Here is a 22649-nt window from a genome sequence, read left to right as displayed (position 1 = left end):
GGCGGCTCCATCCTGCATCACGGCATAGCGAGTTAAGGCATCGTGGCGAGTCACGGCATCACGCGCCGAGACCTCGAGGCACCCGACGTTGGCCCAAACTACGACCTCACCAGCGTCCGATGACGCCGGCCGTAGTGACCATCTCGACTGAGAGTTAGCTTTAGGCTGTTTCCTTGCATCAGACAAGATGTTGGGAAATCATCGTCTCTCAAGTTTGCCGGAGGTGCCTCAGAATCCGGATCGAATAGGCGGTATCGGTAACGATTACTGACCAATGTGAGTGAAGTCGTAATCTGGTCTGGGACGGATATTTCACTCCGTCCGATTAATATCTCCGACTTGAGCAAGGCGACCGATGCGAATTGCTGCGATCAGTTTTCCGGCGACGCGAAGGGCGATGGTCGATCCCGGCCCGCAATTGCGTCCGGCGGTCGGCGCTAAGCTGCGCCGTCCTGTCGCGAGACTTGGGCGGCCGCCGCATTGGACCAGACGGCAGGCTTTGTCAGGCACGCTGCACTGGCTTGCACTGGCGGCCAGCGCCGGGTTCGCCGTGCGGGCCGGCGCACAGGACGGCCCGCCGGTCGTTCCGCTGGAGGTGACGGAGATCGCATCAGGCGTCTTCGTCCATCAGGGCGCCTATGCGCTGTTTGCACCGTCGAACCGGGGTGACGTCGCCAATCTCTCCTTTGTCGTCGGCCGGGATGCCGTGGCTGTGATCGACACCGGCGGCAGTTTCGCCGTCGGGCAGGCACTCCGCGCCGCGATCAGGGCCGTCACCGACAAGCCGATCCGTCATGTGATCAACACCCATATGCATCCCGACCATCTCTTCGGGAACGCAGCCTTCGCCGAGGACAGGCCGGACTTCATCGGCCATCACAAGCTCGCCCAGGCGCTGGCGGCGCGGGCCGATCGCTACCTTGCCGTCAATGCGCAGCTGCTCGGCTCAGAAGCCTTCGCCGGCACCCGCCTCATCGCACCGACCCGGGCGGTGCATGACCGAGCGGTGATCGATCTGGGCGGACGCGAGCTCATCCTCGAGGCGCAGCCGACGGCCCATACCGACAACGACCTCACCGTTCATGATACAGCGACGGGAACGCTCTTTCTGGGCGATTTGCTGTTCATGCGGCACATTCCAGCCCTCGATGGCTCCATTCGGGGCTGGCTCGCCCTGATCGATCGTCTCGAGCGAGTCGATGCAAAGCGCGTCGTGCCCGGCCATGGGCCGCCCATCGCCGCCTGGCCCGAACCAATGCAGCCCCAGAAGCGTTATCTCGAAACGATCTCCGCCGAAGTGCGGCGCATGATCAAGGAGGGGCGGTCGATTGCGGAGGCCGCCACCACCGTCGGATTGTCCGAGAAGGACGCCTGGCTCCTGTTCGACGCCTTCAACGCCCGCAATGTGACGGCCGCCTTCGCCGAGCTGGAATGGGAATGATCGCCGCGTCGGGCGGCGCGATCCGGAGGATCGTCATGACCGAACGCCTCTCACGCCGCAGCGTCCTCGGCTTTGTCGGCGCTGCTCTCAGCTCCCTCCCGATCACGCAGGCTCTCGCCGAGGACGATCCCTGGCTCGGCCTGCATCAGGACGTGTTCGGCAACCGCCCGATCGCCGAGGAGGACGGGCTGGTGACGCTGGAGGCGCCGGTCCGTGCCGAGGATGCGGCGCTGGTCCCGCTCACCGTCCGGGTCTCCGGCGGGGACGCGTCGAGGCCGCGATCCCTGACCCTGCTGATCGACCGGAATCCGGCTCCGGTCGTCGCCACCTTCAGCTTCGGCGAAGGGGCCGGCGAGGTCGTGCTGGCGACGCGCGTCCGGGTCGATGCCTACTCCAATGTGCGGGCGGTGGTCGAGACGCAGGCCGGCTCGCTCCACATGGCGACGAGATACGTCAAGGCGTCGGGCGGCTGCTCGGCCCCCGCGCTGAAGGACAGTGAGCTTGCCGAGGCCGAGCTCGGCAAGATGCGGCTGCGGCAGTTCGCGGCCGCGCCCGGCTCGACCTCGCGCGAGGCACAGTTGATGATCCGGCATCCGAACCATTCCGGGCTGCAGATGAACCAGCTGACCGGATATTACATCCCGGCGAAGTTCATCACCGATCTCGAAGTCAGGCGCGGCGCAGCGCTGGTGTTCCGGATGGAAGGCGGCATCTCGCTGAGTGCGGACCCCAATATCCGCTTCACCTTCCGGCCGGCGGGCGCGGACGAGGTTCTCACCGCGGTGGCGAAGGATACGGATGGCCGCGTCCTTCGCGGCAGCTGGCCCGTCAAGAGTGGAGACGACAGCTGAGCACGGCATCGCATATCCGCGCCAGGCGCTTCGGCAAGGCGACCGCCATCGTCGCCGCCGGGCTAATCTGGGCCTGCGCGCCGGGCTTCGCCGAAGCCAAGCTCAACGCCCGCGACATCGCGCGGCGACTTTTTCAGCTGGCGCCGGGCGCGCGCGTCGATCTCGGCGGTCAGGATCTACGGCAGCTCGACCTGAGCGGCCTCGATTTTCGGCGTGCGCGGATGGCGGGCAGCGATCTCTTCGGTACCGATCTCGGGCGCTCCGATCTCTCCGGGGCCGATCTGCATGGCGCCCGGCTCGACCGGGCGGTGATCATCGGTGCCGATTTCAGCGGGGCCGACCTCTCCGGCGCGACCCTGCTGCTGCCGACGGCGGTTTCCAGCCTGTCCTATGATACGAGCGAGGCGCCGCGATTCCGCAACGCCAACCTTACGCGCGCCAGGATCGTCGCGCATCTGAGCGGCGCCGATTTCAGCGGCGCAGACCTGACCGCGGCGGTCTTCAACCATGCGGATATGCGCGGAACGCTGATGACGGCGCTGCGCACCGAGCTCTTCGGCTGCGATCTGACCCGGGCCATCCTGCGCAGCACCGATCTGACCGGCATCGTGCTGCGCTTCGCGAAGATGCGCCAGGCCGATCTCACCGGCGCGGTGCTCGTCAATGTCGACCTGTCCAAGGCCGATCTCACCGGCGCCGACCTGACGGGAGCCGATATCGCCGGCGTCGATTTCGACGGGGCGATCCTGATCGGCACCAGGGGGCTGGAGACCGCCAAGGGGCTCGCTCTGGCGCGCAATCTCGACAAGGCGGTAAGATGAGCTCTCGAATGCATTGCGGGGCAAACGCCCGTGTTGTTGCTCGATCGCTCTGTGCGCCCCGTGGTGATTGCCGTCGCGGCGGCGCTGCTGATGCAGGCCGGCGCCCGAGGTGGCGGCGTCCAGCCGCTGCGCCGTGTCGATACCGCTCTCATCCTGGCGGTCGATGTCTCGAATTCCGTCGATGCACGCCGCTATCGGCTGCAGGTCGAGGGTATCGCCGGCGCGCTCGAGGACCCGTCCGTGCAGGCGGCGCTTCTCGGTGGGGCACATGGTTCGATCGCGATCAGCATCGTCCTCTGGGCTGACAGGCCGCATCTCTTGGTGCCTTGGGTCAGGATCGCCAGCGCCGCCGATGCGGTTGCGCTCGCAACCCGGCTGCGGGGCCTGGTGCGCCAGGGCGGGGAGTTCACCTGCGTTGCGCAGATGATGCGTTTCGTCGCCGACAAGATCACGCCGCAGATACCTGTTCAGGCCACGCGAGTCATCCTGGACGTCTCAGGCGACGGGCGGGACAACTGCAACCCCGTACCAGCCTCGCCGTCGACTCGCGACGAGCTCGTCGCGATCGGCCTGACGATCAACGGGCTGCCCATCCTTGAAGGCGACCAGGCGGCGACGCTGGCCGGCTGGTATCGCGAAAACGTCATCGGAGGGCCGGGCTCCTTCATCCTGCCGGCAGAGGGCTTCAAGGATTTCGGCCGTGCCTTCCGGCAGAAATTCATGACCGAAGTCAGCGTTTTTCCTCGTGCTCCGGGCGGTTCCGCCGTTGCAGGAGTACCCGGTTTTACGCGGTGACGCGGGCTGGCCAGCGAGGCTTCGTGGAACAGCAAGGCGTTCGGCGTCGTTTACATGGGGTGGCCTGCAGGTGTAGGCTCATAACGCTTCCGCCAGGAAACCTGGCCACGATCTGGAGATACCGATCATGCGCAAGTGGAAGAAACCCGCGATCATCGAAGTGGCGGTTGGCTGCGAGGTAACGTCGTACTCGCCTGCTCAGCTCTGAGGCTGCTGTCTGAAAGAACTGGTCACTGCTTGCGACGAGAATGAGTCCTCGTCGCGGGCGGTGATCTGATGCCGGTGCCATCGGTACGCCGCTGCGAACCAGTTTGAGCTCATCGATTTGCTGGCCGCAAGCGTGGCGACGCTTGGTTGTGGCCTGCAAGTGCGTGCTTGGCGGTGTCGGGCGATCGCCTCGAACCGTGCGGCTGTCGACCCCGCGCCATCGGCTCGATCAACTTCGCGAGAGGCCCGCTGCATGGATGTCGAGATAGGGAGCGCCGACGTCGCGGCTATTGTGCCAAGCTTGCCCCGCGGTGTCCGCCTGCGCTTCGACGAAAGCCGCGGGCAATGGTTCCTTCTTGGCCCGGAGCGCGTGTTCGAGCCCGACGAAATCGCCGTCGAGATCCTGCAGCGCATTGATGGCGCGCGCAGCATCGAGGCTATCGCGAAGGAACTGGCGGCGACGTTCGAGGCCGATGCAGGCGAGATCACCGCCGATGTCGCAGCCTTCCTGCGCGGGCTTGCCGATCAGAGGATGGTCGATCTGTGAGCGATGTCGAGACGCTGGTGCGAGGCATGCCGGAACAGGTCCAGCCTGCGCCGCCAATGGGCGTGCTCGCGGAGTTGACGCATCGCTGCCCGCTGCGCTGCCCCTATTGTTCCAACCCGCTCGAACTCGACAAGCGTTCGAGCGAACTGTCGACCGAGGAATGGAAGCGCCTGATCGACGAGGCAGCCGCACTCGGCGTGCTGCACATCTATTTCTCCGGCGGCGAGCCGATGCTGCGACACGACATCGCCGAGCTGGTCGCGCATGCGAACGGTGCCGGGCTTTACACCAATATGATCACCTCGGGCGTCGGCTTCCAGCCGACCATGCTGGAGGCGGTCGCTGAGGCCGGGCTCGACCATATCCAGCTCTCGCTGCAGGGCGTCGATGCGCAGACATGCGATCGCGTTGCGGGCTATGCGGGCGCGTCCGAGCGCAAGCACGCGATCGCAGCCGAGATCGCCCGGTTGGGATTGCGCCTCACCGTCAACGCGGTCGTGCACCGCGAGAACGTGCACCAGATTCCCGATTTCGTCCGCCTGGCCGAGACCTGGGGAGCGGCGCGCGTCGAGATCGCGCATGTCCAGTATTACGGCTGGGGCTTGGTCAATCGCGCCATGCTGATGCCGAGCCGCGCGCAGGTCGACGCCGCGATGGCCGATGTCGAGGAGGCGAGAGGCCGCACCGCGGGGCGCCTCGTCATCGACTGCGTGCTGCCCGACTATTACGCCCGCTATCCGAAAGCCTGCATGGGCGGCTGGGGCTCGCGCCTGATGAACGTGACGCCGTCGGGACGCGCCTTGCCCTGCCACGCGGCCGAGACGATTCCGGGGCTCGCATTCGACAATGTGCGCGAGGTGAGTCTGGCGGAGATCTGGTACCGTGGCGCCGCCTTCAACGCCTTCCGCGGCACGGACTGGATGCAGGAGCCGTGCCGGAGCTGCGCGCGCAAGGAACTCGATTTCGGCGGCTGCCGGTGCCAGGCCATGGCGCTTGCCGACGACGCCGCGGCCACCGACCCAGCCTGCTCTCTGTCGCCGCTGCACCGGCAGGTCGTTGCGCTGGCGGAAACCGACGCAGCCTCCGGCCGCAGCGAATTCATCTATCGGTCCTATCGGGGCGTGTGAGCGGTTGCCGCGGGGTACCCGCTGGTCAGATGTCCTTTTCGTCGGCCCGGCTGCAGCGCCAGCGGACGACCCGCCAGCCGGGATGCTCGCTGCTCCACCGCGCGACGTAGGGGACTGCGCTCATCGGGCATTGGCGCGGCGAGGCTTCGATCAACTGTGAAATGCGCTCGTCTCGGCAGGCCGAAGGGTCGCCGACGAGGCAGACGGAAATGACGATCGCGAGCATCCATGGTTCCTTCTTGATGGGCTTCGCAGGCATCGACGGTAAAGCATCGGCCCGAAAAGTGGCACGCGATTCTCGGAAAAAACCGATGCAAGATCAAAGCGTCGATCAGAAGCAACGCCGAGCCTGAGCTATGGTTCGGCAGTGTTGGAAAGCGCACGCAGACGGCGGTCACGACCCCGGCGATCGTTGTGGCGAGATCGGCGGAACGGCGCTGTCCTCGCCATCGGCTGTTGGTGTTGTCGTGGCACCGCCTTCGTCGAGGAGCGGGGCGAGGCCGAGCCTGGCATTCGCAAGGTCGCCCGGTCTTGGAATGGCGGAAGGCGGCATGCCGTAGCGCTTCTTGAAGAGATGCGTGAAATGCGACGAGCTGCTGAAGCCCCAGAAGAAGGCGATGTCGGTGAGGGTTCGTCCCGATCTCGGACGCGCTTCCAGCTCGTGCAGGCATTTCTCGAGCCGCTTCTGCCAGATATAGCCGCTGATCGTGGTGCCCTCTTCGGCAAAGGCCATGTGGAGATAGCGCTTGGTGCGGTCGAGCGCGACCGCGAGTTGCTCGACGCTGAGTTCAGGCTCGTTCAGATGCTCTGCGATATAGCTCTTGATCCGGCCTGCGAGCGCCGCGCGAGGCGAGCGCTGGAGATCGAATGGCGAGAGGAAGGGGAGCAGCACCAGGTCGAGCAAGGCCTCGGCCACCTGCATCTCGCAGCTGGGCGCCAGCGCCGGAGCCTGGTTGAAGACGGAGATGAAGACCTCATGGGCCAGGCGGCCGGCGCCGTCGCGGGCCGAAACCTGCTGCGCCCGGAACCGCTCCACCGACAGGCCGCGCTGTTCCAGCAGATGCTTCGGTATGATGACGACGTCATGTTTCGTCAGCGCAGAGCTCGAGATCACATGGGCTCGGGAAACGTCATAGGCCAGGCAATCGCCGGGCGCGATGACCAGGCGCCGGCCATCCTGCTCGAACAGGGAGGTGCCGCAGGTCTGGAAGAGCACCTTGATGATCGCTTGGCCGCAGGGTTCGCCCGGCGTGGCACGATGCGCGATCCGGTGCCGGCTGACCTCGATCTGGCAAAGTCGCAGCTGCCAGATCGTGGCGTAGTCGATATGGCCGTCGATGGTCGAGCCGCCGAAGGTATCCGCATGCAGCCGGCCGCACAGCGTACCCAGCGCCTGACCCCAGTAATGGGGTCGCAGCGGAGCCGGCGTCATCGCGGTGCTGAGGGACATGATCGACTTGGTCATGGTCGCGCACATGCAGGGCCTCGACGGCGGGGACTATACAGCGACACCCCGGCGCAAGGAACGTCTCGAAGGTATCATGCGGGAGGCTGTTTCCCGGACAGGCAAGCGGCCCTTCCCTGTGGAGCAAGCGTGGGCGGGAGAAAGGGGCAACACTGCACGCCGAGCCTGCGCCATCGGCGCATGCAGAGGGCACCGGATGCCCTGCGCAAGGTCCTGATCAGGTGGCGCGGGTGATCATGCCGGCCAAAGGGAGGGACGATCCATGTCGCAGACCGTAGCCATCCATCCGTCCATCGACCGCGGCATTCCGCCGGCTTCCGCCGGCTTCGCGGGGGGGACGCTCGTCTGCAAATGTACGGACCGCCCCGTGAAGGTGAGGGTCGCCTCCCAGACGGCGCATAATCACGCCTGCGGCTGCACGAAATGCTGGAAGCCGAATGGCGCGCTGTTCGCGATGGTGGCGGTGGCCCCCCGCGACAAGGTGACGGTCACCGAGAATGCGGACAAGTTGAAGATCGTCGACGAGTCCGCGACGATCCAGCGCCATGCCTGCACGGGCTGCGGTGTCCATATGTACGGGCGGATCGAGAAGACCGGCCATCCGTTTCACGGCCTCGATTTCGTCCATACCGAGCTGTCGCCGGAAACCGGCTGGTCACCGCCGGAGTTTGCCGCTTTCGTCTCCTCGATCATCGAATCGGGTGCAGATCCGAACAATCAGAGCAATGTCCGCGCGCGCCTGCGGGAGCTGCATCTCGAGCCTTATGACTGCTTGTCGCCGCCGCTGATGGACTACATCGCGACCCATATCGCCAAGGCGTCCGGCGTCCTGAAGTCTTGATCCCGACCGTCCGGAGGGACCGGCCATGAAAACCCGCGCCGCCGTCGCCTGGGAAGCCGGCAAGCCCCTCACCATCGAGACCGTCGAGATCGGCGGGCCGAAGGCCGGCGAGGTGCTGGTCGAGGTGATGGCGACCGGCATCTGCCACACCGACGCCTATACGCTCTCGGGGCTGGATTCCGAGGGCAAGTTCCCGGCGATCCTCGGCCATGAGGGCGCCGGCATCGTGCGCGAGGTCGGCGTCGGCGTGACGACGCTGAAGCCCGGCGACCACGTCATCCCTCTCTACACGCCGGAATGCCGCAACTGTAAGTCCTGCCTGTCGCGCCGGACCAATCTCTGCACTGCGATCCGCGCCACCCAGGGGCAAGGCCTCATGCCCGATGGGACAAGCCGCTTCTCCTGCGACGGCGGCGAGGTGTTCCACTACATGGGCTGCTCGACCTTCGCGAACTTCACGGTCCTGCCCGAGATCGCGCTGGCCAAGGTCCGCGAGGACGCGCCCTTCGACAAGATCTGCTATATCGGCTGCGGCGTCACCACCGGCATCGGCGCGGTGATCGCGCTGGCCAAGGTCCGCGAGGACGCGCCCTTCGACAAGATCTGCTATATCGGCTGCGGCGTCACCACCGGCATCGGCGCGGTGATCTACACGGCAAAGGTCTGGCCCGGCGCCAATGTCGTGGTGTTCGGGCTCGGCGGCATCGGCCTCAACGTCATCCAGGGCGCCCGCATGGTCGGGGCCGACAAGATCATCGGCGTCGACATCAATCCGGCCAAGGTCGCGATGGCCAAAAAATTCGGCATGACCGACTTCGTCAACCCGAAGGAGGTCGGCAACGACAAGGTCGTGCAGGCGATCGTCGACCTGACCGGCGGCGGCGCCGACTTCTCCTTCGACGCCACCGGCAACACCGATGTGATGCGCCAGGCGCTGGAGTGCTGCCATCGCGGCTGGGGCGAGTCGATCATCATCGGCGTGGCCGAGGCCGGCAAGGAGATCGCGACAAGGCCGTTCCAGCTTGTCACCGGCCGCGTCTGGAAGGGCACCGCCTTCGGCGGCGCGCGCGGGCGCACCGACGTGCCGAAGATCGTCGACTGGTACATGGAGGGCAAGATCAACATCGACGACCTGATCACCCACAAGCTCAGCCTCGACGAGATCAACACCGGCTTCGACCTCATGCATGAGGGCAAGTCGATCCGGAGCGTCGTGGTTTACTGAGTGCGCGTCATGCTCGGGCGCCGAGAAGCGGCGACCCGACAGTCTCATGACGAGAAGCGCCCAAGAAGCGGCGCTGGTTTCTGTCATGGTCGGGTCGAGCCCGAGCATGACGGGGCATCCGGGCTCGAGCCGGACTTCTCAGAATCAGAAGCAGCGCAGCTCGCCCTCGATCTGGGCCCGTTTCAGGCGAGCTACCTTTTCGCGCATCAAGGGCATGGAGAGGAACATCGAGGCGTTCTCGCCACCGCGCTGGCGCACGGACATGATCGTCTCCGCCTCCTCGTAATCCCTGTAGGGCAGGACGTTGGCGATCGCGTCGATCGAGCAGGAACAGCGCTCCAGAGCGAGGCGTGTCTGCCCGTTCGCGGCCATGCAGCCGAAAATATAGTCGGCGCGCGCGACGGTCGGATAGTCGTTGGTCGGCACTTCGACCGCGCCGGCGTGCTGGGCTCCGACCCAGCTCGCCAAAAGCATCCCGGCGCCGAGAAGGACCTTGAGCCTACAGGGTCGCCCATCTCCCATGAGAAGCTTCATCATGGCTTTGCGCCTGCCGATTTCAGGGCGATGCTTTCCTCGAGCTTCGGGGCGTCGGGCAGTGTGCTGACGAAGCTCGATTTCATCTCAAGCAGCATGCCGGGCGCGGCCTCGGCCACGAGGAATGCGAATTCCGAATCCTCATAGCCGAGCAGGCGCCCGGCTTCGGCGCCGTCGGCGAAGGGCCTGACGACGATGCGCGTTGCCTCCAGCGTCCTGCCTGCAAACTCCGCCGTGGCGGCCGTGCTCGTCGCCTGGTCGCGCAGGGCGGCGCGCAGGCGAGCCTTGAGGTAATGCGCCTTTCCGCCGGTGAGGCGCGCCAGATTGGCGACCGCCCGATCGAGGAAGATCACCAGAACGGGATTGCCGGTCAGGCCGGCGAGCCCATCGACCGCGCGCGCCCGTTCACCGGAAAAGATGCGCAGGCTGACGTCTCGGCTGCCGTCCGGCGCAGCGGTTCCGAGCGTCAGCGTAATGTCGTCGCTGAACGGCTCGCCGAGGCGGGCTGTGTCGGAGGACTTGCGGTCTAGGCGGTAGATCAGCTCGGCGCCTGCAGGCAGGCCGGCGAGATGAGGGCGCATGAACAGGATGTCGGCAGGTGCATCCTGCGCATGCGCGGACATCATCGTGACCGCGCAGAGCGCGAAGGCGAAAGCTGTTCGGCGCACGGCGCATCTCCCCGTCAGGATAGCAGGCAGAGCAGCAGCAGGACGAGACGATAGAACGCGCAGTCGATGGCGGCAACGGGCCGGCTGTCCCCTCACCTTGCCTTGCGGCAGGACGATTCACCCACCCGGCAGGAAGGCGCCCGGCGGCACATTGCCGGGCTCGACATAGGCGTGGTGGAGGGCGTCCAGCATGGCCCAGAGCACGTCGCATTTGAATTCGAGCGCGGCGAGGACCGCCTGCTGCTCGGCGGGCGTCCGGGCATGGGCGGTGACATAGGCGAGCGCGGTCTCGACATCGCGCCGTGCCTGCTCCGGGCGTGCGGTGAAATAGCTCAGGCTTTCGGTGCTGACGAAATCATAATGCGCCAGCATGCCTTCGACCCGATGCTGTATGATCTGCGGCGAGAACAGCTCGGTCAGGGATGACGCGACTGCCTCGAGCAAAGGGCGCTCTCGCACGAAATTGACATAGGCGTCGACGGCGAAGCGTGTCGCCGGCAGCACGCCGCGATGGGCCTGCACGTCAGCCCGCACCAGGCCCAGGCTCTCGCAGAGCCGCAGCCAGCGTTCGATTCCGCCCTCGCCATCCTCGTTGCCGTCATGGTCGACGAGGCGCTGGCGCCAGGCCCGCCGGAGCGCGGGATCGCCGGCCCGTGCGATCAGGAAGGCGTCCTTCACCGGGATATGGGCCTGATAGGTGAAGCGGTTGAGGGCCCAGGCCTGAACCTCTCCCTTGGTGCACCGGCCCGAATGCAGCCGGGCGTGAAAGGGGTGCTTGTCGTGATAGCGCTGCTCTCCGATCCGACGCAGGCGCTGCTCCAGTTCCTCCGGCGATAGCAAAGCAGTCAAGATCTCACCTCCCTGCCGTCATGGGCCACCGCGACGCCGGTAGCCTTCCAGCATGAAACGCTGTGGCCAAGCGTCGATCAGTGCCAACAGGGCTTACAACGCCGCGCATAGTTGTTTCGCAAGGCGGGCTGCCCGGCAAGCCCCGAGGCGGCGCAGCGGGATTCCTGTGCTCGGTGGCCGGCCCGCGGCGGTGTCGTCTACGGCTGTTCTGACGCCCGTGCGGGCGGTGCTTCGGCGCGGCTGAGCTTTCCGGCATAGATCGCCACCTGCCAGACGAAGGTCGCGAAATATCCGGCCGCAAGCAGGATCACCGTGACGTCGCACCAGGTCATCGCCAGGCCGCGGACAACGAACAGCGGCGCGCCGAAGATGAAGATCATCGTGTTCATCGTGATGATCAGCAGCCTCATCTCGGTCGGCCCCGACCCGGCCAGCGCGACATGGAATTCGCCGGACACGCAGGCGCGCACCAGTGAATAGACGGAGAGCGCGTGATAGCCCGCCAGCGCGAGCAGCGCGAAATCCATGCGGACATAGACCGACAGACCGATCCCGAGCGCGATCAGCAGATTGCCGATGACATCGACCGACTGGTCGAGGAAAAAGCCGTAGCGCGGCCGCTCGATCTGCCGGAAGCGCGCCAGACTGCCGTCCAGCGAATCGCCGAGCCAGTGGAAGACCAGCCCCAGCGAGGCCAGCCAGAGAAAGGCCGGCGACCAGGGCGTCAGCGCATAGCCGAGAAGGGTCAGCGCGGCGCCGAAGATTCCGAAAGCCGTCAAGGCGTCCGGAGTGACCCGTGCCGGCATCCGCCTGACGAGCCAGGCCAAGGCCTTGCGCTCGACACCGCCGATGAGACTGTTATGGATGCGTATCAATGACGGCTACTGCTTCGGCGCGAATGTCGACGACACATATCACCGAGAGCGTTCATGGTTTCAAGCGCGGCAGCTGCCTTGAACATCGCGAGGCGGGCCTGCCCGGCGTCTCCGTCGTCTGTACGATGACGCTCGTCCCGCCGGGCGTATCCATCCAACCCTAGGATAGCGCCGTGCCTATCGCCTATGATGCGACGCGATTGTTTCTCGGTCCGCTGTCGCTGACGCCTCGCGGCATCGACCGGGTCGATCTGGCCTATATGCGCCATTTCTTCCAGGATTCCGACGAGGATTGCTGCGCGCTGCTTCCGACAGCCTGGGGCATCAGGTCCTTTCCGAGGGAGCGGGTTCTGCGCGGGCTCGCGCGGTTGGAGGAACTCTGGGCCGAGAACAGGCGCCCTGACGAGGACGAGGTCTGGGTCCGGCTGAAGCAGCGCCTGCAGGGTGAGGCAGGCGTGATGCACCGGCGGCGCGGCAACGCCTTCGCGCTCGCTGCGCGGATGACCTCGCTGCTCAAGGCCACCGGAATCGGCTTCGGCGACGATGTGGTGACCTCGCTGAAGCCCGGCACCGTCTACATCAATGTCGGTCAGATCGGGTTGGCCTTCCCCATTCTCCTGCGCTGGCTCGACCGGCGTCGCGATGTGCGGCCGCTCTTCATGCTGCATGACGTGATTCCGCTGGAAACCCCCGAATATGTGGCGGCGAGCGCGGTGAAAGGGCATGCCGCCATGGTCGACCAGACGGCACGCCGCGCGGCCGGGCTGATCGTGACGACCGGGACCGCGCAGACAGCTATCGAAGCGGAACTGACGCGGCGGGGTGCGCCGGCTCTGCCGACCCTGACATTGCCGTTGCCGATTCCCGCGATCTTCCGCGAGCCGGCCGATCCCGACCCGGCGCTTGCCGGAGTTCCTTATTTCGTGGTCTGCGGCGCCATCGAGCCGCGCAAGAACCACCTGTTGCTCCTGGAGGTCTGGAAACGCCTTCACCGCAGGCTTGGAGCCGCGACGCCGCATCTGGTGATCGCGGGCGCGATGGGTTGGCAGGGGCGCCATATCGCTGACAGGCTGCGACGCTCGGGAGAGCTCGCGCCCTATCTCCACCTCGTCAACGGCCTCTCGACTCCGGCTCTGAAGCGGTTGATCAGCGGGGCCAGCGCCCTGCTGATGCCGTCCTTCATCGAAGGGTTCGGCCTGCCCGTCGTCGAAGCCGCCGCAGTCGGTACTCCGGTCGTCGCCTCCGACATCCCCGCCCATCGCGAAGTTGCCCATCCGGCGACGGTCTTCGTCGATCCGATCGACGGCCCAGGCTGGGAAGCGGCCGTCCTGCGTCTCGCCGACGGTAGCGGCGCCCCTGGCCGCCTGTCGGCAGATTTTGCCACCTTCACCTGGGGCGAGTATTTCGCCACGCTCTCGACGTTTTGCCGGACGATCGAGGCTGGCAGTTGCCGCTCCTGAATGCCGATATTCCTTAAGCGTTTGGGGATGGCGAGAGAAAGCGCGACTTACCCAATTGTCATCAGCGGTGATTTTGAGTATCGGTCGATTCTGAGTGTATATGCCGTAATGTTCGCCCGATGGCGGCCTGGCGGTCGCAGTCGAACGGATCGCCAGGACACCCGCCTAACGTTATGCCCGGTTCGTCAGATGCAACGCTAGGCGATGTCGCGCTGATCGGCGCCGGATGCTTGCTTCCGGGAGCGGGCTCGCCAGCAGAGCTCTGGCAGCTGTTGCTTGCCGAGCGCAACGCGGTCTCGCAGCGCCCCCACGGGCGCTGGAATGTCGAGCGCTTCCTGAGGCCGGGTGAGCCCGCACCGGGCTATTCCTACACCTTCGCCGGCGGTTACATCGACGGTGCCTTCGCCTTCGACCCTGCGCCTTTCGGCATCTCCCCGCGCGAAGCGCAGCAGATGGACCCGCAGCAGCGGCTTCTGCTCTGCGCCACCTGGCGAGCCCTCGAGGATGCGGGCCTGCCGCCCTCGTCTCTCGCCGGCCGGGACGTCGGCGTCTATGTCGGCGCATCGGCCGCCGATTACCAGGGTGTGGGGGCGTTTGATCCGGCGGTGATCGGCAGCCACTTCATGACCGGCAACGCCCTGTCGATCCTGTCCAACAGGATCTCCTATGCCTTCGACTTGAGGGGCCCCAGCTTCACCGTCGACTCGGCCTGTTCATCCTCCTTCGTTGCGCTAGCCCAAGGGATGGCGGCCCTGCGCTCCGGCCAGGTCGAGATGGCCATCGTCGCCGGCGTCAACATGCTGCTTTCGCCGATGCCGTTCATCGGCTTCTCGCAGGCGCGCATGCTGTCGCCGACCGGGCTTTGCCGGCCGTTCTCGAGCGAGGCGGACGGCTATGTCCGCTCGGAAGGTGCGGTTGTCCTCGTTCTGCAGCGGCTGTCGGATGCCTGCGTGCCGGGCCGGCGCGTGCGCAGCGTCATCGTCGCTGCGGCGACGAATTCGGACGGTCGCACCAATGGCATCTCGCTGCCCTCGCAGCGGTCGCAGCAGCAGGTCATCGAGAACCTCTATGCGGACGCGCAGGTCGACCCCCGACGGCTGGCCTTCGTCGAGGCGCATGGCACCGGCACGAAGATCGGCGATCCCATCGAGGCGGCGGCGATCGGCGAAAGTCTGGGCCGCCGACGCTGCGCGACGCTGCCCGTCGGCTCGGTCAAATCCAATATCGGGCATCTGGAGGCGGCCTCCGGTCTGGCCGGGCTCCTGAAGGCGAGCCTGGCGCTCGAGCACGGCCTGGTGCCGCGCTCGCTGTTCGCGGAGAGCCGCAACGACGCGATCGACTTCGCGGGGCTGAACCTTGCGCCGGTCACGCGGGCGTTGCCCATCACAGCCCAGGAAGGCGCGGTCTTCGCGGGGGTCTGCAATTACGGTTTCGGGGGCACCAATGGTCATGCGATCCTGCGCTCCGCCTTTGCGGCGAAGATCATCTCCGCCCGGCCGCAGGCGAAGCGGGATGCCGAGGTCCTTCTGGTTTCCGCGAGCACGCAGGATGCGCTGAAGGCGCGCGCGCAGCAGATCGCGGAAGCCCTCTCCAAAGCGGAAGCGGCACGGATCGCGGGCGCGCTCGCTCATCAGCGCGAAGTGCTGCCGCACCGATTGGCGGTCCCGCTGGCGACGTCGGCCGAGGCCAGCCGCGAGGCGGCCGCGACTCTTCGGGCCTTCGGTGCCGGCTCGCTGCAGCAGGGCCGGGCCAGCGGCGCGACGGCACATGGCGCGGCACGGCGCGGCATTTTCGTCTTCAGCGGCAATGGCGGGCAATATCCGCAGATGGGCCAACTGGCCTACGGGTCCAGCGCGGCCTTCCGCCGCGAGATCGATGCGATCGACGCCGTCTATCGCCCGCTGGCCGGCTGGTCGCTCGCCGAGCGGATCCGGGACGGCGTCTCGGTGGAACAGCTCGAGCGGACTTCCGTCGCGCAGCCCCTGATCTTCGCCGTCCAGTCGGCTCTCTCTGCCATCCTGACCGGATACGGCGTCAGCCCCGTGGGCGTCATCGGGCACAGCGTCGGGGAGATCGCGGCCGCCGAATGCGCGGGCTTGATTACCAGGGTCGATGCGCTTCGCATCCTCCATGTCAGGAGCGAGCATCAGGAGGCCGTGCGCGGCATGGGGCGCATGCTGGTGCTGGCGGCGGATCCGGCTTCCGTCCAGGCGCTGATCGACGAGACGGGCGCATCCGACGTCGACCTGGCCGCCTATAACAGCGCGACCTCGATCACGGTTTCCGGCCCTGCCGACCAGATCGCCGCCATCGCCGACCGGGCGCGCAAGCGCCGGGTGGCCAGCGTGCCGCTGGGCATCGACTATCCGTTCCATTCCAGGGCGCTCGACGGCGTGGAAGACAGGATCGTCGCCAATCTTTCGGGCGTCGCGTCCCAGGCGGCTCAGGTGCCGTTTTATTCGACCGTCACCGGCCGGCTCCATAAGGGGAAAGGGCTCGATGCACGGTATTGGTGGAACAACATCCGCCACCCCGTCCGTTTCCTCGCCGCGATCGACGCGGCGCTGGCCGCGCATCCCGACGCAGCCTTCATCGAGCTGGCTCCGCGGGCTATCCTCCTCGGCGCTATTGCCGAGACGGCGAGAGCGCGCGATGCGCAGCCCGTCATGCTGCCGACCTTGGCGGCGAACGACCGGGCCGGAACCGATCCGGTCCGCGCAATCGCCGCACGGCTTGTGGCGAACGGGGTCGAGCACGATGTCGCCGCGATCTTCGGCGCACCACCCCGCGAACTCGTGCCGCTGCCGCCCTATCCCTTCCAGCCGGAGGACTATCACTTCGAGGCGACGTCCGAGGCTCTCAATGCCCATGGCCGCCTGATCGCGAGCGCGCCGCTTCATCCGTTGCTCGGGGTCCGCGTGTTGGACGGGGCCCCGGAGTGGCGCAATCTGCTCGACCCTGTCCTGGTACCTTATCTGAGCGATCACCGGGTCGATGGCGGTGTCGTCCTGCCTGCGGCGGCGCTGATCGAGATGGCTCTGGCCGCCGGGGCCGAGCTGACGGGCGCTGCTGTTCTGGAGCTCGGCGAGTTCGATATCCTCAGGGCGATGGCCTTCGCCGAGGACGAGACCCGTGAGGTCTCGACGCGCTATTCCGACCATTCCGGCAGCATCGAGATCTGGAGCCGGCGGCGCTTTGCCGGTGACGACTGGCTGCTGCATGCCCGCGGCTTCCTGCGCGGGCTGCCCGCCTCGGCGCTGGCATTGCAGCCAGAGATTCCCAGGGTCGCCGAGCCGATCCTGAGCGAAGCTCCCGAAATCTATGGGGCGGCCGAGCGGGCGGGCCTGGATTACGGTCCGCTTTTCCGGCTCGTCACCTCCACAAGGCGCGACGAGACCGTGGGCGAGAGCCGCATGCTCGTCGCAAAGGGGGGCACCGGCGCTTTCGAAGACCGGCATGTGCTGCATCCGATTTCCCTGGATGCCAGCTTCCACGGCCTCTTCCTGGCGCGACCGCAGCGCGACGGCGAGCGCAAGGCTTATCTGCCGATCCGCTTCCGGCAGATCCGCGTCTGGCGGCAGGGCGCCCGGATCAGCCATTCGGTGACGAAGCTGCTGCGCGAATCCGACCGCTTCAAGACCTTGTCGGTGTCTCTGCTCGGAGAAGATGGCGGGCTGGTCGCTTCCATCGAAGCGGCAGTCTTCAGGTCGGTCCATCTGATCAAGCCGTTCGTGGCGGACCGCACCTTCCGGCAGGACAATGTCGGCGTCGATCCGCTGGCGCTGCCCATGCTCGAGCCCGGCGCGGAAGCGGCCTCGCCGGAGGCGGTTCGCCAGATCGGCCTGCTGTTCAAGGCCTTCGCCATCTCGCTCGCGCGGACGTTGTGCCGGGAGCTGCTGCCCGATGACGACGCCACCTTCGAGGGGCTCGCCGCGCAGGGCAAGATCATGCCTGACGCCGAGCCCCTGATCGGCCTCGCCCGCGAGGTCCTGGCGATGACGGGCGGCGTCGAGAGCAGGGCCGGCGGCACAGGGCTGGTGCGCTCGTTCTCGGTTCCCTCGCCTGAGGCGATCCTAGGGACCCTGCTCCAACGCTTCCCGCGTGCCAATCGCGAGATCGGGCTTGCCGCGCAGGCGCTTCACGGGGCGAAGGCCTCGCTGACGGGCGGCCGCATGTCCGGCTCGGTTCCCGATCAAGGCAACCTGTGCACGCTGTCGGCTCCGCTCGGTCAGGTCGTCGCAGCCTGTCTCGCTGCCTGGACCGCGTCGTCGTCACGCCGCCTGCGCCTCCTCGTCGTCGGCGACTGGAGCAGTGGCCTTGCGGACGCATTCGCGCCAGCGGTTCAGGCCGGCCTGATTTCGGTGACGCTGGCGGTCGAGAATGCTGCCAGGCTCGAGGAGCAGCGGCACCGGCCGGGCGTCGGCAGCCTTTTCGACCTCCTCGTTCTCGACGGCGTCGCGCAGAACGCCTCCGCCGGTTTCGAGGCCCTGATCGGCTTCACGCTGCCGCTGTCGCCGCTGCGCGCCGCGAACGAGGCGGCGCTTGGCCGCGCGCTGGCGCTTCTGGCCGAGGGAGCGCCGATCCTGCTGGCCGAGCCGTCCGAGGATGTGCATCTGGCGTTCCTGTTCGAGGCGGCGAGCCCGGGCATCCGCGCGGATGGCGATCACCTGTTCCATCGCGATCCGGATGCGCCGCGCAAGCGCCTCGAAGCGGCCGGCGCCAGCGAAATCTCGACATGGCAGAACGGCGATGGCGGGCTCGTTCTGACCGGCGCGCGCGCTAGCGGGCGCAGCGTGGCGGGCGTGGCGACCGTCGGGCTCGCGATCCTGGCCGAGGCCGGGAGCGGTGCTCTCGGGGAGCGCTTCGGGGTGACGGCGGCCAAAACCATCGATCGCGACGGAGTCGAACCATGGCTCGCGGCATTGCCCGCTGGGGCGCGGGCGACGATCATCGTGGCTCCGGCGGCAGAAGGCACGCTCCGCGCCGGGCTTGCCGCTCGCATCGAGGCGCTGGCGGCGCTGCTGAAGCTGCTCGGTGCAGCCGGCCGACCCTGCCGCGTCTTCGTCCTCACCGAAACGGCGCGGGCGAACGGAGCCGGTGAGGCCGGCGAGGAGGCCGGGCTCTGGGCCTTCGGCCGGGTCGCGATCAACGAGTTCCCCGAGATCGACCTGCGGCTGGCCGATCTCGCCTGCGCATCGGCGGACATGCGCCTGGGCGAGCTTCTCGCTCTCGACAATGGCGAGCGCGAGTGGCGGATCACCGCGGCCGGCCCGGAGGTGGTCCGCGTCCGGCGCGGCATGGTCGAGGATACGCCGCTCGCCCCGGAGGAGCGCTCGGTCCTGCACTTCGCCGACGGCGTCGGCCTGGACGGCTTCGAGTGGCACAAGCAGCAGCGCCGCGCGCCCGGCGAAGGCGAGATCGAGGTCGAGGTCGCTGCCGCCGGCCTGAACTATCGCGACGTGATGGTCGGCCTCGGCCTCCTCGACGACGATCTGCTCGGCGCCGGGTTGACGCGCGCCGCGCTCGGGTTCGAATGCTCGGGACGCGTCGTTCGGGTCGGGCCGGGCGTGACGCAGCACCGGCCGGGCGATGCGGTGATGGGTTTCGTCTCGGGCGCCTTCGCCTCCCATGTGGTCAGCCCGGATTGGCACTTCTTCCCGATCCCCGACAATCTTGATCTCGAGGCGGCGGCGACGATCCCCGTCGCCTTCGCGACCGCCTGGTACGCGCTGGTCGAGAGAGGCCATGTCCGCGCCGGTGACGACGTGCTCGTCCATGGCGCGGCCGGTGGCGTCGGGCTCGCGGCGATCCAGATCGCCAAGTCCCGGGGGGCGCGTGTCCTGGGTACGGCCAGCAACCCGGCCCGGCGCGCGATCGCCAGGGCGGCTGGCGCGGATGCCGCGTTCGATTCGCGCCAAGAGCGCTTTGCCGACGAGATCGGGGAGCGCTTCGACGGCGTCGACGTTGTCCTGAATTCGCTGGCCGGCCCGGCGATGCTGGCGAGCTTCAAGCTGCTGAAGCCCTTCGGCCGCTTCCTCGAACTCGGCAAGCGCGACTTCCTCGACAACACACAGCTCGCGTTGCGCCCGTTCCTGCGCAACATCGCCTATAGCGGCATTGACCTGGACGAATTGCTGGCGGCGGATCCGGCGCTGGTCCGGCGGATGATGGCCGAGCTGGCGGCCGCCTTCGGACGCGGCGAATTGCGGCCCCTGACCTATCGCAGTTATGAGGGTTACGAGGTCGGCGCGGCGTTCCGGACGATGCAGGCCTCCGAGCATATCGGCAAGATCGTCATCCGCCCGCCGCGTGCCGCGCGGATCGACGTCGCCCCGCTGTCCTATGCGGCGCGGCCCGGGCTCTATCTCGTGGTCGGCGGCACGACGGGGCTCGGCTTCGCGACGGCTCACTGGCTTTCGCGGAAGGGCGCATCGCATATCGCGCTCCTGTCCCGGCGCGGCCAGGTCGACGAGGCGCTGGCGCCGCTGCTTGCCGAGATGCGCGCGGCCGGCACGCAGGTCCTCATTGAGACCTTCGATGTCGGCGATGCGGAGGCGGTTCGCGCCGCTGTGTCGCGCCTGTCCGAAGCGCATGGCCCGGTGCGCGGCGTCGTGCATGCGGCGGTGCATCTCGATGACGGGCTGATCGCCAATCTCTCGCCCGAGCGCCTGCAGGCGGTGCTGCGGACGAAGGCGGAGGGGCTGGTCAATCTCGACGCGGCGACCCGCGGCGAGCCGCTCGATTTCTTCGTTGCCTATTCCTCCGCCACGACGCTGATCGGCAGTCCGGGGCAGGGCGCCTATGTCGCGGCAAACGGCTTCCTCGAAGGTTTCATGCGCGCCCGCCGCAGCCAGGGCAGGCCGGCCCTTGCGATCGGCTGGGGCGCAATCTCGGATGTCGGCATCATCGCGCGCGACAAGCAGCTCGGGCAGCGCCTGCGCCGGACGACCGGGGTGGTGCCGATGCGTTCCTTCGAGGCTCTGGCGCATCTCGGCCGGCTGCTGAGCCTCGGCGATGCGGCCGATCCAGTGCAGTTCCTGACGAGCATCGCCCCTGGCGGCGGCGGCGAGAAGCTCGCTTTGCTGAAAAGCCCTGCCTTCTGCGACCTAGGCCTGCTGCGCGGCGAAACGCGGCGCGGGCAGGCGGAGGAGCTGACAGCCGATCTGCGCGGCAAGAGCCGCGAGGAGGCGGTTGCGATCGTGACGGATATCCTGCGGCGCGAGGTCGCCGGCATCCTGCGCATGCCGGAGAGCAAGGTCGATCTCGCCCGGCCTCTCGCCGAGCTCGGCCTCGACTCCCTGATGGCGCTCGAGCTCCATATGGCGCTGGAGGCCGCGATCGGCGTGCAGGTTGCCGTTGTCGGAGCGGGCGACCGCAATCTCGCCGAGATGGCCGGTGCCATTGTCGGGCAGCTCAATCAGGCTGCCGAAACGACGGCCGACCGGGTCGAGAGCGAAATGCAATCGACCGTCGTCAAGCTCGTCGGCATACATTCGAACATGGATTTGTCTCACGAGGAGACGGGCCGCATCGAGCGGATGATCCAGACCTCCAGCGGCAGCTCCGCCTGATGGCCGAAACCGCCGACGATCCGCTTTCCGATGATGCGCTGACGGCCCTGCTCGCCCGAATGAGTTCGGCGCAGAAGGTCGTGCGGCTGGATGCTGCGCCCGCATCGCGAGTGGAGAAGCGCTACAGCGTCGCCTTCGAGGACCACCCGCTCTACCAGCAGATGAAGTTCCAGCGCGGCTTCGCCGCCTTCGCCGGGATCACGAGCCCGTATTACCGGCAGCACGATGCCAGGGCCGGCGCGGTCTCGGTCGTCGAGGGCAAGCCGGTCGTCAACTTCGCCTCCTACGACTATCTCGGCCTGAACGGCCATCCCGAGATCAACCGGGCCGTGGCGGCGGCGGTCGATGCGTTCGGCAGCTCCGTGTCGGCGAGCCGGATCACCGCGGGAGAGCGGGCGGTCCATCGCGAGCTGGAACTGGCGCTGGCTCGCAATTACGAGGCGCAGGACTGCATCGCCTTCGTTTCGGGCCATGCGGGAGCGGTCTCGACCATCGCCACCCTCCTCGGGCCGAAGGATCTGCTGGTCCACGATGCCCTGATCCATAATTGCGTCGTCGTCGGTGCGCAGCTTGCCGGCTGCGCGCGGCGGCTGTTTCCGCATAACGACCTCGATGCGCTGGAGACGATGCTGGCGGCGGACCGGCATCGCTTCGAGCGAGTCCTGATCGTCAGCGAGGGGCTGTTCTCGATGGATGGCGACGGGCCGGACCTGGCGCGGCTGATCGCCATCAAGCAGCGGTTCTCCGCCTGGCTGATGATCGACGACGCCCATGGGCTGGGCGTGCTGGGTGCGCGGGGCCGCGGCATCTTCGAGCAGCAGGCGGTTGCACCCGGCGGAGTCGATCTCTGGCTCGGCACGTTGTCGAAGTCGCTCGTCAGCTGCGGCGGCTATGTCGTGGGCTGCGAGGTGGTGGTTGATCTGCTGAAGCATCAGGCGCCCGGCTTCGTCTACAGCGTCGGCATGCCGGCGACGGCCGCGGCCGCCTCCGCGGCTGCGCTGGCACTGATGGAGCGTGAGCCGGAGCGTGTCGCGCAGTTGCAGCGCCAGTCTCAGCGCTTCCATGAGCGGGCGCTCGCAGCGGGCTTGAATGTCGGCGAGAGCTGGGGCTACGGGGTGATACCCGTCATCGTCGGGGAAACCGTCGCGACGCTGATGCTCGCCGAGCGGCTGCTGCGCAATGGCATCAACGCCTTCCCGATCGTGCCGCCCGGGGTTCCGGAGAAGGCTGCGCGGCTGCGCTTCTTCATCAATGCAGGCCATAGCGACCAGCAGATCGACGACACGGTCGACAGTGTCGCTCGCGAGCTCGCCGGGCTCGGCGACGCCTCGCTGAAGCAGATCCTGGCGCGCTGAGGCCAGCCGCGCCGCGA

Annotated in this window: 17 protein-coding genes; 11 read left to right on the top strand and 6 right to left on the bottom strand. The window is 67.2% G+C overall.

What is annotated here, in order from left to right; all coding sequences use genetic code 11:
* The first annotated feature begins 499 nt into the window (after positions 1 to 499).
* The 6 genes from ASE63_RS06780 (at position 500) to pqqE (ending at position 5789) form a co-directional block, all read left to right on the top strand.
* Positions 500 to 1441, top strand: a complete 942-nt coding sequence (locus ASE63_RS06780; protein WP_056798475.1) for a quinoprotein relay system zinc metallohydrolase 2 — start codon at positions 500 to 502, stop codon at positions 1439 to 1441.
* A 35-nt stretch (positions 1442 to 1476) separates the two neighbouring features.
* A complete protein-coding gene (locus tag ASE63_RS06775) occupies positions 1477 to 2292 on the top strand; it encodes a quinoprotein dehydrogenase-associated SoxYZ-like carrier (RefSeq protein ID WP_056798908.1) in 816 nt (271 codons plus the stop codon).
* A complete protein-coding gene (locus ASE63_RS06770; protein WP_348271346.1) occupies positions 2262 to 3113 on the top strand; it encodes a pentapeptide repeat-containing protein in 852 nt (283 codons plus the stop codon). Before ASE63_RS06775 ends, ASE63_RS06770 begins: the two co-directional genes overlap by 31 nt.
* A gap of 30 nt (positions 3114 to 3143) precedes the next feature.
* Positions 3144 to 3908, top strand: coding sequence for a DUF1194 domain-containing protein (locus ASE63_RS06765; protein WP_244491312.1), 765 nt, complete (start codon positions 3144 to 3146; stop codon positions 3906 to 3908).
* A gap of 460 nt (positions 3909 to 4368) precedes the next feature.
* Positions 4369 to 4662 (top strand): pyrroloquinoline quinone biosynthesis peptide chaperone PqqD, encoded by a 294-nt coding sequence (gene pqqD / locus ASE63_RS06760; protein WP_056798466.1) that lies wholly within the window; start codon positions 4369 to 4371, stop codon positions 4660 to 4662.
* Between the two features lie 26 nt (positions 4663 to 4688).
* Positions 4689 to 5789 (top strand): pyrroloquinoline quinone biosynthesis protein PqqE, encoded by a 1101-nt coding sequence (gene pqqE, locus ASE63_RS06755; protein ID WP_056798902.1) that lies wholly within the window; start codon positions 4689 to 4691, stop codon positions 5787 to 5789.
* Positions 5790 to 5814: 25 nt separating this feature from the next.
* On the opposite strand, the gene ASE63_RS06750 is transcribed toward pqqE, so the two are convergent.
* Together ASE63_RS06750 and ASE63_RS06745 are read right to left on the bottom strand one after the other, a co-directional pair.
* Positions 5815 to 6015, bottom strand: coding sequence for a hypothetical protein (locus ASE63_RS06750; RefSeq protein WP_156410225.1), 201 nt, complete (start codon positions 6013 to 6015; stop codon positions 5815 to 5817).
* A gap of 168 nt (positions 6016 to 6183) precedes the next feature.
* A complete protein-coding gene (locus ASE63_RS06745; RefSeq protein WP_056798460.1) occupies positions 6184 to 7254 on the bottom strand; it encodes a helix-turn-helix domain-containing protein in 1071 nt (356 codons plus the stop codon).
* 262 nt (positions 7255 to 7516) lie between these two features.
* On the opposite strand from ASE63_RS06745, the gene gfa reads away from it, so the two are divergent.
* Positions 7517 to 8095, top strand: coding sequence for an S-(hydroxymethyl)glutathione synthase (gene gfa, locus ASE63_RS06740; protein ID WP_056798458.1), 579 nt, complete (start codon positions 7517 to 7519; stop codon positions 8093 to 8095).
* 25 nt (positions 8096 to 8120) lie between these two features.
* Positions 8121 to 9320 (top strand): S-(hydroxymethyl)glutathione dehydrogenase/class III alcohol dehydrogenase, encoded by a 1200-nt coding sequence (locus tag ASE63_RS06735; RefSeq protein ID WP_056798456.1) that lies wholly within the window; start codon positions 8121 to 8123, stop codon positions 9318 to 9320.
* Between the two features lie 144 nt (positions 9321 to 9464).
* Here the strand turns inward: ASE63_RS06735 and ASE63_RS06730 are convergent, their stop codons facing one another.
* The 4 genes from ASE63_RS06730 to ASE63_RS06715 form a co-directional block, all read right to left on the bottom strand.
* Positions 9465 to 9794, bottom strand: coding sequence for a hypothetical protein (locus ASE63_RS06730; RefSeq protein ID WP_200962538.1), 330 nt, complete (start codon positions 9792 to 9794; stop codon positions 9465 to 9467).
* A gap of 59 nt (positions 9795 to 9853) precedes the next feature.
* Positions 9854 to 10522 carry a hypothetical protein gene (locus ASE63_RS06725; protein ID WP_056798450.1) on the bottom strand — a complete coding sequence of 223 codons (669 nt, stop codon included), beginning with the start codon at positions 10520 to 10522 and terminating at the stop codon, positions 9854 to 9856.
* Positions 10523 to 10639: 117 nt separating this feature from the next.
* The gene (gene pqqC / locus ASE63_RS06720) at positions 10640 to 11371 is read right to left on the bottom strand and encodes a pyrroloquinoline-quinone synthase PqqC (protein WP_056798447.1); all 732 of its coding nucleotides are present in this window, start codon (positions 11369 to 11371) and stop codon (positions 10640 to 10642) included.
* 197 nt (positions 11372 to 11568) lie between these two features.
* Positions 11569 to 12246 (bottom strand): CDP-alcohol phosphatidyltransferase family protein, encoded by a 678-nt coding sequence (locus ASE63_RS06715; RefSeq protein WP_056798443.1) that lies wholly within the window; start codon positions 12244 to 12246, stop codon positions 11569 to 11571.
* A 173-nt stretch (positions 12247 to 12419) separates the two neighbouring features.
* Here ASE63_RS06715 and ASE63_RS06710 point away from each other — a divergent pair, with 173 nt between their 5' ends.
* From ASE63_RS06710 to ASE63_RS06700, 3 genes are all read left to right on the top strand, one after another.
* Positions 12420 to 13706, top strand: coding sequence for a glycosyltransferase family 1 protein (locus tag ASE63_RS06710; protein WP_156410224.1), 1287 nt, complete (start codon positions 12420 to 12422; stop codon positions 13704 to 13706).
* A gap of 173 nt (positions 13707 to 13879) precedes the next feature.
* Positions 13880 to 21277: a type I polyketide synthase gene (locus ASE63_RS06705; RefSeq protein ID WP_056798437.1), complete on the top strand. Its 7398-nt coding sequence runs from the start codon at positions 13880 to 13882 to the stop codon at positions 21275 to 21277.
* The gene (locus tag ASE63_RS06700; protein ID WP_056798433.1) at positions 21277 to 22632 is read left to right on the top strand and encodes an aminotransferase class I/II-fold pyridoxal phosphate-dependent enzyme; all 1356 of its coding nucleotides are present in this window, start codon (positions 21277 to 21279) and stop codon (positions 22630 to 22632) included. Before ASE63_RS06705 ends, ASE63_RS06700 begins: the two co-directional genes overlap by 1 nt.
* Positions 22633 to 22649: the final 17 nt, after the last annotated feature.

This window comes from Allobosea sp. Root381, from assembly GCF_001429395.1.
In the GTDB taxonomy this organism is placed as follows: Bacteria; Pseudomonadota; Alphaproteobacteria; order Rhizobiales; family Beijerinckiaceae; genus Allobosea.
This window is presented reverse-complemented; position numbering and strand designations above follow the sequence as displayed.

What these genes read in the sequence shown, in the direction of transcription:
- ASE63_RS06700 (WP_056798433.1), top strand. Translation starts at nt 21,277, where the DNA reads ATGGCCGAAACCGCCGACGATCCGCTTTCCGATGATGCGCTGACGGCC.
- ASE63_RS06730 (WP_200962538.1), bottom strand. Translation starts at nt 9,794, where the DNA reads ATGCTTTTGGCGAGCTGGGTCGGAGCCCAGCACGCCGGCGCGGTCGAA.
- gfa (WP_056798458.1), top strand. Translation starts at nt 7,517, where the DNA reads ATGTCGCAGACCGTAGCCATCCATCCGTCCATCGACCGCGGCATTCCG.
- ASE63_RS06745 (WP_056798460.1), bottom strand. Translation starts at nt 7,254, where the DNA reads ATGACCAAGTCGATCATGTCCCTCAGCACCGCGATGACGCCGGCTCCG.
- ASE63_RS06705 (WP_056798437.1), top strand. Translation starts at nt 13,880, where the DNA reads ATGCCCGGTTCGTCAGATGCAACGCTAGGCGATGTCGCGCTGATCGGC.
- ASE63_RS06775 (WP_056798908.1), top strand. Translation starts at nt 1,477, where the DNA reads ATGACCGAACGCCTCTCACGCCGCAGCGTCCTCGGCTTTGTCGGCGCT.
- ASE63_RS06750 (WP_156410225.1), bottom strand. Translation starts at nt 6,015, where the DNA reads ATGCTCGCGATCGTCATTTCCGTCTGCCTCGTCGGCGACCCTTCGGCC.
- pqqD (WP_056798466.1), top strand. Translation starts at nt 4,369, where the DNA reads ATGGATGTCGAGATAGGGAGCGCCGACGTCGCGGCTATTGTGCCAAGC.
- pqqE (WP_056798902.1), top strand. Translation starts at nt 4,689, where the DNA reads ATGCCGGAACAGGTCCAGCCTGCGCCGCCAATGGGCGTGCTCGCGGAG.
- ASE63_RS06735 (WP_056798456.1), top strand. Translation starts at nt 8,121, where the DNA reads ATGAAAACCCGCGCCGCCGTCGCCTGGGAAGCCGGCAAGCCCCTCACC.